This is a genomic window from Kitasatospora sp. NPDC004799, from assembly GCF_040609095.1.
Taxonomy (GTDB): Bacteria; Actinomycetota; Actinomycetes; order Streptomycetales; family Streptomycetaceae; genus Kitasatospora.
Genome location: NZ_JBEXJK010000055.1, coordinates 16,671 through 29,217 on the forward strand (window position 1 = coordinate 16,671; position 12,547 = coordinate 29,217).

The following is a 12,547-nucleotide window of genomic DNA, read 5'->3' on the forward strand; positions in this document are numbered from 1 at the left end:
GAATCGGAGTTGAGTCGATGTCAGGACCAACTCGACTCACCCGCCGACTCACGACGTGCTTCCGTCCAGCGGGTGATGGCGGAGCAATGGAGTGGAACATGATCGTCAGCCCGCTGAAGACCGCGCGGTTTCCGGTGCCCCTGGAGTGGGGTGTCCCGTCGGACGGTGCGGCGGTCCCGGCAGCGCGGAGGCTGGTGATGGACATCGTCCGTTTCTGGGTCGTACCGCTCTCCGAGGAAGCGCTGCGAGAGCTGGAACTCTGTGCGAGCGAGGTGATCGCGAACGCCATGGAGCACGCCAAGGCCCGCTGCACGGTGACCGTTCGGCGCGTGGCCCAGCGGCTGCGGGTCGAGGTCGCGGATCCCGACCCGGCGTTCGAGCGCGGTCAGGCCCAGCCGGGTGCGACCAGCGGCCGCGGGCTGATCCTCGTCGAGGGGCTGGCTCATGCGTGGGGCTGGCATCCGGTGGAGGGGGAGGGCAAGGTCGTATGGTTCGAGTTCCTGGACTCCGACGAGGCGCCGTGCCCCACATACGGGTGGGGCACGGCGGGCACCCTCTGGTGCGCAGGCTTCGCATGCGCTCCCGCACCATCGGTACGAGATCTGACGGAGGCGGGACCGGTGTCGTGGGCCTGAGGTCAGTCGGTGATGAACCTGCCCTCGACCTTCAGGTTCTGCTTCAGCCGCACGTTGCCGTGGACGGTGAGTTCGCCGAGGCCCATGTGGCCAGGGGCGTTGATGCTGCCCTGGGCGTCCAGGAGGCCGTGGACCGTCACCCCGTCCTGGAGGACGAGCCGTCCGCTCATCCGGGCCTGGCGGGTCACCAGGTCGTTCAGATCCGCCTTGTCGGCGGCGACGGTTCCCCACTGGCGGCTTCCGGCGCCCTGGAAGACGTTGAGGCCGGTGGCGGGGAACTCGATCCAGCCGGTGCTGCTGTCGCGGCCCTGTACCCAGCTGGTGTTGACGCCGGTGAGGTCGGCCTTGTCGGCGGCGACGGTTCCCCACTGGCGGTCTCCGGAGCCTTGGAAGACGTTGAGGCCGGTGGCGGGGAACTCGATCCAGCCGGTGCTGCTGTCGCGGCCCTGCACCCAGCTGGTGTTGACGCCGGTGAGGTCGGCCTTGTGGGCCGCGACGGTTCCCCACGTCTGTGCCGTCCCGTCCTTGTACACGTTCACCCCGGACTCGGAGAACCCGATCCATCCCCCGCCGGCCTCGTGTTCCCCTACCCACGTCGCGTTCACGCCGTCCGCGTCGACCGTTCCCGCCTTGACCCTGGTGACGTCGGCCTCCTTCGCCCAGAGCGTCCCCGAGTCGGTGTGCTCGTCCTGCACCTGGGCGCCGTCCTTGCCGAAGGCGATGCGGCCCTTGCCCGGCATCCCCCCGGCCCACGGCGTGCGGGTGCCCTGGTCGAACTCGGGAACCCGTGCGTGGACGGTGGTCGTCAGGAAGTACCCGGCCTGGGTTTGCCCGGTGCTGCCGGTGGTTCCGGCGACGAGGGTGTACGTGGTCCCGCGCGTCAGGGTGCGCTGGAGCGGGTGGCTGTAGGAGTGCTGCCGCACCTTCTTCGTCGACCGTTGCGGCGGCGGGACCGCCTCCAACTGGCCGTCCGGATAGCGGATCCAGTAGTCGAGGTGGTCCGGGCCCTCCCAGTTCAGGGTGACCTGCGGGACGTCCACCAGGGACTTCTCCTCCGGGCGGAAGTTGTGCGGGATCTTCGGCGCCTGCTTCGCCACCCCGAGGGTGAGGACGCAGTCCCCCTGCTTGGGGGTCTTGCTGTTGACGAGACGGGAACCGATCTCGTGGATCCGCAGGAGGACCAGGCCCTCGCCCTCGGAGACGCGGATGCTCTCCACGATCAGGACCAGGGACCCGCCGGCGGGCAATGTCAACCGCTTCTGCGGGGTGGAAGCCTGCGCCCGGAAGCGGCGCAGCGGCTGCCCGTGCCACTGGAAGTCCAGCTTCTCCGCCTGGGGCGGGTAGTTCTCCCGGAAGTCCGTGCCGACCTTCGTGGGGGCGTTCGTCAGGTCCTGGGTGGTGGTGCCGACCGGGATCTCCACCTCGATGGAGTCCCATGTCACGTCGTGCTCATGGGTGTTGGAGACGACCACGTACACCGTCCCCACGGACGGCAGCCCGGGGAGCGAGGGTTGGAGCGACGTCGGGTCGGTGACGATCTCGTAGTGCAGCAAGGACGGCACGGTGCTGACTCCCTACCTCGGCGTTTCGAGCGGTGCGGTCGGCGGACGCGTGGCGAAGGCCCGGCGTTCGGGCGAGAGGGGGCCGGCCTGCCGTCGGTCACCCCAACGGCGCTGCCCCCGAGGCCGGTTGGACCGGACCTTTCGACCGTAGGTTCGTCCGGCAACGCGGGAGCCGCGATTCCGGATGGCTGGCCCGAAGCGACCCCTGTCTGGCCGGAACCACGGCCGGACGGGCGGCAGCGTGTACCGCTGATCGGCCGGTGGGGTGAACCCGACCGGGACCTGCCGTCCGCACGGCAGCCGAGCACCGAGGATCGTCCGGGACGGCACCGGCCGGGATCGGGAGGACACCAGATGGAGTCGACGCACCTGCTGCCGATGAGCGAGCTGTGCCGGGAGCTGTACGGCCTGTCGGGCGCCACCCGGGAGGCCTTCCTCAACTACGGCAAGGCCCTGCTGGTGATCGCCGGTGCCGACGGCGAGGTCAGCGAGCCGGAGTTCGCGTGGCTGGTCGACCACCAGCGCCGGATGGGCGCACCGGAGGACGTCATCGAGCTCTACCGGGAGTTCGACTTCCGCACGGCGGACCTCGACGACCTGCTGCCGGCCATCCGCACCGACGTGGAGACCTGGCAGGCCGCCCCGCACCTCGTCTACCACGCCATCCGGATGTGCGGCGCGGACGGCGTCTACGCCCCCGAGGAGCGGGCCCAAGTCCTCCGGGCCGCCCGGCTGATGGGCGTTCCCGACGACATCGTGCTCTCCCTGCACGCCCTGGTGGACCTGGAGCGGGCCGTCCACGACCTGCGCACCGCCCTCTTCCACGTCAGCACCCTCGCCGACCAGGAGCCCGGGCCGGCTACGTGACCAGCCGGAATCCCGGCCGCTCGGCCCAGGCGCGGAGGAAACCGGCGGTCACCAGGGCGGTGTCCGACCCGTCGTCGGTGACGGCCAGCAGCCCCGGGAGCCCGGCGGTCACGGTCTTCTGCCCGGGGGCGAGTTCGGCCTTGCAGATGCCTCCGGTGACGTCCAGGACGGCGGCGGTCAGCAGGGCCGTCGCGGCATGGTCGATCCGCCGGTTGCAGGCGGCACTGACGTTGACGGCCTGCACCGCCCGGAAGCCGAGGAGCGCCTCGATCCCGGGCTCGTCCGCGTGCTCGGCCTCGAAGACGTCCTCGTCGCCGACGCCCGCCCCCATCAGGTAGACGTCGAACGGCCGCCGCCGGTCCACGCGCGCCGGATCGAAGCCCACCAGGGCCGCGAGGGACTCGTCGGCCGGCCGCTCGCCGCCGAGCAGCGACAGCGGGTACGGCTCGCGGCGGTCCTCGTCCCGGCTGTCCTCGATGCCCAGCCGTTCGGCGGGCACATGGACGTCGTAGGACCCGGGGCGCCTCTCCTCGAAGCGGCAGGAGAGCCCCACCAGGAGCGCGCGCAACTCCCGCAGCACGGCGGGGGAGACGGGCTCGGCGAGATCGATGGCCAAGGTCGGACCGGACATGCCGGGAGGGTAGATCCCCCGGCGGCCCGGCCACGTCCGGATTCGGTCCGGGGCCGGTGCTCCTGACTGCCGGGGCCCGCGTGGTGCTCCAACTCACGGTCTAGAGTGGGGTGGTGACCGCTCTCCCGCAGAACCTGCCGATCAGTGACGTCGAACGCGACAAGGCCGTGGAGCGCCTGCAGGAGGCGTTCACCGAAGGGCACCTCTCGCACGAGGAGATGGACGACCGCCTCCACGGGGTGCTCACCGCGAAGACGCGTGCCGAGCTCGAGCCGCTGCTGGCCTCGCTCCCCGAGCAGGACCCGGCGGCCGTGCCCACCGTCGCCGCCGTCAGCGGGCGGCTGGTGCGGCGCGGGCCCTGGAAGGTCCCCCGGGCGTTCAGGGTGGTGTCCGCCTTCGGGCGGGTGCGGCTGGACCTGTCGAAGGCGGTCATCGAACACCCGGTGATCGAGATCGATCTGGGGCTCGGCACCGGCGGCGCCAGGATCGTCGTCCCGCACGACGCCGTCGTCGACATCGAGGGCCTCCAGGGCGGCTGGAAGGACGTGCGCTACGCGCCTCCTCGCCGCTCCCGTGTGGGCGGCCCGACGATCCGGATTACCGGGACCACCGGCTTCGGCCGCCTGAGGATCCGCCACGCCCGGAGCTGAGGCGGATCACCGGCCGGGGCGGCCGGGCCGTCAGCCGCGGGGGCGCCAGGTGGACGGGCGGAGCCAGCGGCGGCGCAGGCCGGTGCGGGGCGGGGGCGGGAGTTCGGCCTCGATGGGGGAGGAGGACGTGCGCAGCAGGACCTCCGGGGCCGGGCCGCTGCCGCCCGGCGGCTTCGGGGGCGGCGGCGGCAGCACCGCCGGCAGGTAGGGCGGTGGGGGGTCCGGTGCGGGGCCGGGCAGCAGGGGCATCGACGCACGGGCCGCGGTGGGCGGCGGCGGGGGCGGCGGCGTGGGTGGCGACCCGGGCTGCGGAAACCCGGAGGCGCGGAGGTGGACGGTCTCCGGCGGCGGGGGCGGCGGGGCCCCGAACACCCCGGTCCGCCACGCCGGCCCGCGGAGCCGGAGGGTCGGCCCACCCGGGGCGGGCCGCCGGAGGGTCACGGCCGTGGTCGGCGCGTCCAGTGGCGCCGGGGCCCGGTCCGGCCGGGGCTGGTACGGGTGGTCGAGGTCGAGGACGAGCTGGGCGCGCCGCAGGGTGGCGCGGGAGACGTCGTCCGGCAGCCAGTCCCCGCGGGCGAGTCGGCGCCGCGCGGTGGTGACCTGGCGGGGGGAGAGCACGCCGAGCAGGCTGTCGACGGTCGGCCGGTGCGCGGGATCCTTGCTCAGGCAGGCGCGGACCCAGCCGTCGAGGTCGATGGGCAGCGAGGCGAGCCGGGGCTCGTCGTGCAGCACGGTGTAGATCAGTCGGACGAGGTTGTCCCCGCCGAAGGGCGGCACCCCGGTCGCCGCGAAGCTCATCACCGCCCCGAGGGCGAAGACGTCGGCCCCGCGGCCCACGGGCTGCTCCCTGATCTGCTCCGGGGCCAGGTAGCCCGGCGTACCGATGATCGCTCCGGTGGAGGTCTGCCGGGTAGAGCCGGCCATGATCGAGATGCCGAAGTCGATGAGCCGCGGGCCCTGGGCGGTGAGCAGGACGTTCGACGGTTTGAGGTCCCGGTGCACCACGCCGACCGCGTGGACGGAGTCCAGGGCGCGCAGCAGCCCGTACCAGAGCGCGTACAGCGAGTCGGGCGGGAGCGGGCCGTAGGCGTCGACGCTCTGCTGGAGGGAGAGCCCGGGGATGAAGGCCGTGGCCATCCACGCGCCCTCCTCGTCGGCCTCCGCGCCCAGGAACGGGGCGGTGAACTCCTCGGGGATCCGCGACACCACGGCGATCTCGCGCCGGAAGCGCTCCCGCGCGCCGGGCTCGCTCAGCAGTTCCGGGCGGAGCACCTTGACCGCCGCGGCCCGGCCGGTGGCGGAGCGGGCGAGGTAGACGATCCCCATGCCGCCCGCGCCGAGGCGGCCCAGCAGCCGGTAGTCGCCCAGCTCCCGGCGGTCGGTGGCCGCCAGGGGCGCCAGGCCGTCGGCCTCGCCGCCGCGGTCGCCGGTGAGGTCGCCGGTCAGGTCGTCGCTCCGGTCGCCGGTGAGGTCGCGGCTCACGTCGCCGGGCAGGTCGCGGCTCAGGTCGTCGGCCCGGGCATCGGCCCGGGCATCGGTCCGGTCGTGGAGCCCGTCGTCGGTCCGGTCGTCGGCCCGGTCGTGGGCCCGGTCGTGGGGTTCAGCCATCGCTCCACGTCCCGAGGCCGCGCCGGTCGGTGGTCCGGTGCCCGCGCCCGAACAGGATCTCCGCCTTGAGCCGCCGGTCCGCCCGGCGGCGCCAGCGGGCCAGCAGGGCCTCGTTCGCCCGCACCTCGGGGTGGCCGGGGCCGAGGGTGCGGCGCAGTTCCGGCAGCACCTCGTGGAAGATCCGCAGCGCGGTGCGGACGTCCCCGTCGGCGCCGGTCCAGTGGGCGAGCCGGGCCCGGTTCACCAGGGTCACCTGGTCCCGCTCGCCCAGGATCCAGTCCAGGTCGTCGAGCAGCTGCCGGAAGAGGGCGATCGCGGTGCGCGGGTCGCCGGCCTCGCCGGTCCAGTGCGCGAGCTGGCTGCGGGCGAGGAGGGTCTCCCGGGCGTCCCGTCCGGCGACCCGGCTCAGGTCGGGCACCACCGCCGCGAACAGCCCGCGGGCGCCCTTGGCCGATCCGGACACGCCGGTCCACTGGCCGAGCCTGGCCCGGCCGACCAGGGTGTGCAGGTCGTCGGCGCCGAGCAGCCAGTACAGGTCGGGGACGAGGGAGTTGAGCAGGCGGACGGCCTGCCGGGTCTGCCCGGAACGGCCGGTCCACTGGGCCTGGTTGATGCGTCCGACCAGTGTGTCGCGGTCCTCCGCGCCGAGCACCCGGCGCAGGTCGGTCACCAGGAGGTCGGTGAGCTGCGCGGCGGCGCCGGTGTGGCCGGAGACCCCGAGCCAGTGGGCGTGCCGGCCCCGGCCGAGCAGGGTCTCGCGGTCGTCCGGGCCGAGCGCGCGGGTCAGGTCGGTGACCACCTCGCCGGTGAGGCGGGCCGCCTCCAGCGGCTGCCCGGTCTCGCCGGTCCAGTGGGCGAGCTGGGCGCGGCCGACGAGGGTGACCCGGTTGTCGGCGCCGAGCACCCGGGTCAGCGCGCCGACCGCCGCCGTGGACAGGTCGAGCGCCTCGCGGACCTGGCCGGCGGCGCCCAGCCACTGGGCGTACTCGATCCGTCCGGCCAGGGTGTCCGGGTCGTCCGAGCCCAGGATCTGCGTCATCTCGTCCAGGACGTTGCCCAGTTCCGAGGCGGCGGACCGGGCGTGGCCGCCCTGGCCGAGGCGCCGCCCGGCCTCCACCAGGGACTGGAAGCGCTCCCGCTCCGTGACCGGCCCCTGCGGGCCGTCGGGGGGCTGCTCCGGACCTGGCCGGCCGAGGCGTCCGGCCCGCGGGCGGCTGAGGATCAGGTTGGCGGCGGTGTCGGTGCCGCACTGCTCCGGCTCCGGCCAGCCCCGGGAGCGCAGCGCGAGCCGCAGGTGGGGGAAGAGGGCGCCCAGCGACACCCCCTCCGGGCCGGCGCCGTCGACCCCGTTGCGCAGCGCGCGCAGCAGCTCGCCGGTGAAGGCGGTGTGCCGCTTGCCCTCCTCGAAGTGGGAGGGCGAGTTGGGCGGCGAGGAGACCAGGGTGTACGCGCCGGCGATCTCCAGCTGCTCGGCCACCGGCGGGGAGCTCCCGGACAGGCCGCCCGCGACCGCGCGGCCGGAGAAGCAGCAGTCGAGGACGAGCACCCGGACGCGGGCCGGACTGGCCTGGAACGCCTCCCGGACGACGTCGAGCGGGCAGGCCGTCAGGGACGGCATGCTCTGGTCGGTCTCGGTGAGCGCGAGGTAGAGCTCCCCCTTCTTGGAGCCGATCAGGCCGTGGCCGGAGTAGTAGACGAGGAGTACGTCCTCGGCGGCGGCGGCCGCCTGCAGCAGCGGCAGGCCGAGGTCCCTCGGCTGTCGCGGGTCCAGCACGGTGATGCTGCGCTCGGGGGCGAACGCGCCCGGTTGGCCGTCGATCAGGACGTCCCGGAAGTCGAGCACGTTGTTCGTGATCGACGGGACGTCCGCGGGCCCACCCTGGTGCGTGTAGTGGGCGGTGCCGATCAGCACCGCCCACGAGCGCGCGGCGTCGGGGAGCCGGAACACGGTCAGTCCGGGACGCCGTCGGTCCGGACGTCGACAGCGGTCCGCGCCTCGTCGTGCAGGGCCGCCCGGAGCACCGTCTCCACGTCCGAGCGCGCGACGTGCTCGGCGGTCACCTCGGTACGGGTGCCGTCCGGCCGTACGGTCTTGAGCCGGACGGTGCTGGTCCGGGGCTGGCTCAGGTACCCCCGGAGCGAGGCGGCCAGGGTGGTGACGGCGCCGCCCGCCCCCACCGCCACGATCAGCACGTCGGACCAGCCGCCGAGTTCGCCCGGGCCGGGCGTGGCCGGTGCGACGCGGACCCGGCCGCGGAGCGCCGGCTCGCCGGCCAGCCAGTCGCGCAGGTCGAGGACGGCGTCGGGGCCGCCCGCCTCCACTGCGAGCCAGGATTCCACCACAGCGATTCCCCCTCGGATCGAACCGGCGCGGGTGTTCCGCATCCGCTACGACGGCGGTGCGGAGCGTTCTGTTCCCCGTGCGGCCGAAATGTTATGACTGTCCGTCAGAAGATCGCCATCCGATGGTCGGCCCGCCGAGGGCGAACCGGCGAACTCCGGAGCGAGGTTCGCGCACCTGGACGACCACTCGGCCCGTCCCCATGGTGCGGGACGTACCCCTTGGGCCGTACGTGCCGCTCCGGTGCCCCAGGGGCGGCATCCCGCCACCCGCGCCCGAGCCGGCCGTTGACGGCGGTCGTTCGACTACGTCACGCTCGTCGGACCGCCGGGGGTGGGCCGCGTTCCTGTGCCGCCGCGCCGCCGTGACCGCCCCGGCCCGGATGTCCACCGTGCAACCGTGTGGAGGTACCGCCGTGTCCAAGCGCCGTCTCGCCGTCCCCGGAGCCGCCGTCGCCGCTCTGACCCTCGCCGCCCTGCTGCTCCCGGCCGCCGCCGCCCAGGCCGCGCCGCCCGCCGACTCCTGCACCCAGAACTGGAGCATCAGCTCCGGCCAGGGCTACGCCAACGGCAAGTGGTGCAACTACAACACCAAGGTCGTCGGCACGGTCCACGACACCAAGGCCGACGGCCGCTGTCCCTACGTGGAGGGCAAGCTCTCCAACGGCGGCCACGTCGACAGCGACTGGGCCGGCGGCAAGGGCAAGTCCCGCGCCATCACCCTCCACGCCCCCAGGAACACCTACTTCACCACCGTCACCATGCGCTCCATCGGCTGCTGACGCCCGGTCCCGGGCGGGCGACTACGGCCCGACCGATTCCGGGCTCCCCCCAGGGACACGGGGAAGCCCCGCCAGGACCGACCTGACGGGGCTCCTCGTTTTCACTGTCCTCATTCATCCGACGCGTACAGCGAGCTGTAGGCCGCGTACATTCGGGCGAACTCAAGGGAATTGTCCCGAAGCTCCAGGAACTCGATCAGCAACGCGAACAGGAAGTCCACCGAGCGTTGTTCCCGGGCCCCGTCCAGATCGGCCGGACCACTGATCGACTCTCCCGCCAGGGCGACTTCCAGGACCAGGCGCTGCCAGCCCAGACTGGTGCGGTGCCCGCGCCTCACGACGAGCCATTCGCTGAATCCCCTGAGCAGGCCTCCGGAGCTTCCGAGGTCGAGGCCGACGAGGAATGCCACGCTGGACCGGTACGAACCGTCGAGCCCGAAGAGTCCAGGCTTCGCACGTACCTCGGTGATCAGATCCCTGTGGTTCACGGCTCTTCCTAGAATCCGAAGTTGATGTCCGGGCCGTATTCCCAGAGGGCCTTGTACTCCGGGATCGTCAATCCCCCTCTGGGCGTGAACGCATCGTACACTCGCCCGTCACGGACCACGACGTAGTGGTGCGTCCAGACGTGCTCCTGCCCTTGGTACCGCCCGAAGGCGGGATAGGGAGCGGGATCGAACCGGACGACGTTCCCGCCGCCCAGACTGTCCCGAATGCTTTCCGCGCATTCCTTGCAGTCACCCGGGCCGGTGCCGATCTTGTCGGGAGTCCTGGGGAGCCCGGGAACATCGTGCTCACCGCAGGGCTTGCCGCTGTTGTGCACGAGCACCGGCGTGTCGCCCGCGAGGACGTAGTACGTGTGGAGGTCGTCGACGGTGAGGTTGTAGGCGGGCTGGAGGGTGTTCCAGTGCCGGACGTCCTCGATGCGCCGGGGCTGTCCGGTCGGGTCGCGCAGCTCGTCGCCGGTCTTCAGGTCGACGGCGTCGATCCAGGTCTTCCGGTTCTCGGACCAGAAGGGGTGGTGGTCGGTGCTGGTCAGGGACTGCCCGGCACTCAGCGAGACGTCGGTGAAGTCCCGGTCGTCGGGGGAGGAGATGGTGGCCGAGACCCGGCGGGGTCCGGTCACTCCGGTGGTGGGGTCGGTGGCGAGAACCTCGTCGCCGATCCTGACGGTCTCGATGGCGCGGGTGGAGCCGTCGCCCATGAGGACGCGGGTGCCTGCCACGAAGCTGTTCGGCAGCGGGCAGCTGGGAGGGAGCCGGGTGACGAGCTTCTTGATGAACTCGACGGCCTTCTCGCCCCAGGAACCGAACTTCTTGGCCCACTGGGCGAGCTTGGCGACGGCCGCGCCGTCGCCTATGAAAGGAATCGCGCCGATGCAGGAGGTGACCGCGTCGGTGGTGCGGCCTTCGACGGCGTAGTAGGCGCAGTTGACGAGGTCGGCGATGTCGGCGAGGCCGGGGGCGATGACGCCGCCCGCGCCGCCGATGACGTCGAGGGTGAGGTGGATGCTCTCGGAGAAGAGCTGGTAGAGGTAGCTGACGTTCTCGCTGTCCTCCTTCGCCTTCTTGATCTCCTCCTCGATCGCCGCGATCGAGTCCTGCTTCTGCTTCTCGGCCTGGGCCTGCTGCTCGGCCTGCTTGCGCTCCTCCTCCAGCTTGGCGAGCCGGGCCTTCTCCTCGGCCTCCTGCTTCACCTGGTAGTTCGCGTGGGCGTCGTCGGCGGCGGCCTGGGCGGCTGTCGCGTCCTGGCCGGCCGCTTCCGCGGAGGCCCGGGCGGCGCTCGCGGACTCGTTGGCGTCGGCCGCGCTGAACCGAGCCTGCCTGGCCGACTGTTCGGCCCTGCCGGCGGAGTAGACGGCCTTGGCGGCGTCGCGGTTGGCGGAGGCCTTGGCGGCGTTGGCGGTCTTCGCGGAGGCCGCTGCCCTGGTGGCGTCGGCCTGGGCGGCGTCGGCGGCGGCCTGGGCCTTGGCGACCTGGTCGGCGGCGGTGTCGGCCGACGCCTGGGCGGCGGCCTGGTAGCCCTTGGCCTCCTCGGCGGCGGCGCGGGCGATGGCGGCGGCGGCCTGGGCCGTGGCCGCGTTCTGGGCGGCGGTCGCGGAGGCGGCGGTGGCCTGGGCGATCAGGCCCTTGACGTCGGCGACGTGGACGGCGGTGAGCCGGTCGCGCTGCTGGGCGGTGAACTGGCCCTTGGCGACGAAGGCACGCAGGTCCTGCACGGGGCCCTCGAGGGCGACCCTCGCCGCGGCCTTCAGCTCGGGCTCGGTGGCCGGGGCGTCCTCCAGCCGGGTGGCGGTCAGCCGGTCGTCGGCGGCCTGCGCGTCCGCGAGGCCCTTGCCGAGGAAGTCCCGCAGGGCGGCGGGGGTGTTGACCCGCAGCGCCTCGTCGGCGGCGGCCTTGACGGCCGGGCCGGCGTTGTCGGTGATGCGGGTGATCGTCAGCCGGTTCTCCGGCGCGGCGGCCTCGTACTGACCGCTGGTCAGGAACGCGCCGACCCGGGCGGCATCGCCCTGCAGGGCCGTGTAGGCGACGGTGCGGACCGTGTCGTTGTCGGAGTCGGTGTAGACCTGGGTGGCTCGGTCGCGGGCGTCGTGCTCCTCGGCCTCGTTGCGCCCGGTCTTGAGGTAGGTGAGGACGGCTGTGTCCGGGCCCGTGAGGGCGGCTTCGGCGGCCGAGGCTCCCCACTCCCCGGAGATCTTGCGGGAGATCAGGGCGAGCCTGCGGCCGTCGGTGGCCACCTGCGCCGGCGTCGCACCGGGCTGGTTGGCCAGCTGGGCCAGGCGGTCGGCCTCGGCCTTCGCCTGCTGGACCTGCTGGGCAGCCTGGTCGGTCTGCGCCTGCTTCTCGGCCTCGTCGGCCTTGGCCTTGCGGGCCCTCTCCACGGCGGAGGCCGTGCGGTTGGTCAGGTCCTCGGCCTCGGTGCGCCGGGTCAGGTCCTGGATCGCGTTGGCCTTGTCGACCGCACTCTGCGCGTCCGTGGCGAACCCGGAGGCGGCGTTCGCGTGGTCGGTCGACTCCTGCGCGGCGTTGGCGCTCTGCCCGGCGTGGTCGGCGGCGTCCCGCGCGGCCTGGGCCGCCGCGGCGGCGTGGGAGGCCGCGGACGCCAGCAGCGTCTTGGCGTTCTCGGCCTGGGTCGCGGCCTCCCCGGCCAGCTGCTGCGAGGCCGCGGCGGCACGGCCGGCCTCGGCAGCCTGGCGGCGCGTCGCCGCTGCCGCCTGCTTGGCCTTGGCCGACTGGCCGCCGGCGCTGTCCGCGTAGGCACCGGCCTGCTCGGCCGAACCCGCCGCCGCATCCGCGTTGCCCTTGGCGCTGAGCGCGGCACCCGCCGCGTCCTTGCTCCGCGCCGCGGCCTCGTTCGCCTTGACCAGCGTGGCGTTGGCGTCCGCCGCGATCTTCGCGGCCGCGTCGGCGGCGTCCGCCGCCACCCGTGCCTCGTGCGCCTTCGTCTCGTCACCGGCCGCGGCGGCAGCCGC

The 12,547-nt window shown here is 73.4% G+C and carries 11 protein-coding genes; 4 read left to right on the forward strand and 7 right to left on the reverse strand.

What is annotated here, in order from left to right; all coding sequences use genetic code 11:
• The first annotated feature begins 98 nt into the window (after positions 1 to 98).
• On the forward strand, positions 99 to 635 hold the full coding sequence (locus ABZW03_RS10460; RefSeq protein ID WP_355254670.1) for an ATP-binding protein: 537 nt from the start codon (positions 99 to 101) through the stop codon (positions 633 to 635).
• Positions 636 to 637: 2 nt separating this feature from the next.
• On the opposite strand, the gene ABZW03_RS10465 is transcribed toward ABZW03_RS10460, so the two are convergent.
• Positions 638 to 2,197 (reverse strand): hypothetical protein, encoded by a 1,560-nt coding sequence (locus ABZW03_RS10465; protein ID WP_355254672.1) that lies wholly within the window; start codon positions 2,195 to 2,197, stop codon positions 638 to 640.
• A gap of 354 nt (positions 2,198 to 2,551) precedes the next feature.
• On the opposite strand from ABZW03_RS10465, the gene ABZW03_RS10470 reads away from it, so the two are divergent.
• Positions 2,552 to 3,064 (forward strand): TerB family tellurite resistance protein, encoded by a 513-nt coding sequence (locus tag ABZW03_RS10470; protein WP_355254674.1) that lies wholly within the window; start codon positions 2,552 to 2,554, stop codon positions 3,062 to 3,064.
• Here the strand turns inward: ABZW03_RS10470 and ABZW03_RS10475 are convergent.
• Positions 3,057 to 3,695: a DUF6368 family protein gene (locus ABZW03_RS10475; protein WP_355254676.1), complete on the reverse strand. Its 639-nt coding sequence runs from the start codon at positions 3,693 to 3,695 to the stop codon at positions 3,057 to 3,059. The two genes, ABZW03_RS10470 and ABZW03_RS10475, sit on opposite strands and share 8 nt — an antisense overlap.
• 113 nt (positions 3,696 to 3,808) lie before the next feature.
• Between ABZW03_RS10475 and ABZW03_RS10480 the strand changes: the two genes are divergently transcribed.
• Positions 3,809 to 4,345, forward strand: a complete 537-nt coding sequence (locus ABZW03_RS10480) for a DUF1707 domain-containing protein (RefSeq protein WP_355254678.1) — start codon at positions 3,809 to 3,811, stop codon at positions 4,343 to 4,345.
• A 30-nt stretch (positions 4,346 to 4,375) separates the two neighbouring features.
• Here the strand turns inward: ABZW03_RS10480 and ABZW03_RS10485 are convergent, their stop codons facing one another.
• From ABZW03_RS10485 to ABZW03_RS10495, 3 genes are read right to left on the reverse strand one after another with little or no spacing between them, the layout of a single operon-like run.
• Positions 4,376 to 5,953, reverse strand: coding sequence for a serine/threonine-protein kinase (locus ABZW03_RS10485; protein ID WP_355254680.1), 1,578 nt, complete (start codon positions 5,951 to 5,953; stop codon positions 4,376 to 4,378).
• Entirely contained in the window at positions 5,946 to 7,901 is a 1,956-nt protein-coding gene (locus ABZW03_RS10490) for a tetratricopeptide repeat protein (RefSeq protein WP_355254682.1), read from the reverse strand. The genes ABZW03_RS10485 and ABZW03_RS10490 overlap by 8 nt, the downstream gene beginning before the upstream one ends.
• Before the next feature lie 2 nt (positions 7,902 to 7,903).
• Positions 7,904 to 8,293 carry a hypothetical protein gene (locus ABZW03_RS10495; protein ID WP_355254684.1) on the reverse strand — a complete coding sequence of 130 codons (390 nt, stop codon included), beginning with the start codon at positions 8,291 to 8,293 and terminating at the stop codon, positions 7,904 to 7,906.
• A gap of 416 nt (positions 8,294 to 8,709) precedes the next feature.
• Here ABZW03_RS10495 and ABZW03_RS10500 point away from each other — a divergent pair, with 416 nt between their 5' ends.
• A complete protein-coding gene (locus ABZW03_RS10500; RefSeq protein ID WP_355254686.1) occupies positions 8,710 to 9,075 on the forward strand; it encodes a hypothetical protein in 366 nt (121 codons plus the stop codon).
• A 110-nt stretch (positions 9,076 to 9,185) separates the two neighbouring features.
• Here ABZW03_RS10500 and ABZW03_RS10505 read toward each other — a convergent pair whose 3' ends face one another.
• Both ABZW03_RS10505 and ABZW03_RS10510 read right to left on the reverse strand, forming a co-directional pair.
• Positions 9,186 to 9,563 carry a hypothetical protein gene (locus tag ABZW03_RS10505; protein WP_355254688.1) on the reverse strand — a complete coding sequence of 126 codons (378 nt, stop codon included), beginning with the start codon at positions 9,561 to 9,563 and terminating at the stop codon, positions 9,186 to 9,188.
• 8 nt (positions 9,564 to 9,571) lie between these two features.
• On the reverse strand, positions 9,572 to 12,547 hold a 2,976-nt coding region (locus tag ABZW03_RS10510), incomplete at its 5' end, for a polymorphic toxin-type HINT domain-containing protein (RefSeq protein ID WP_355254690.1).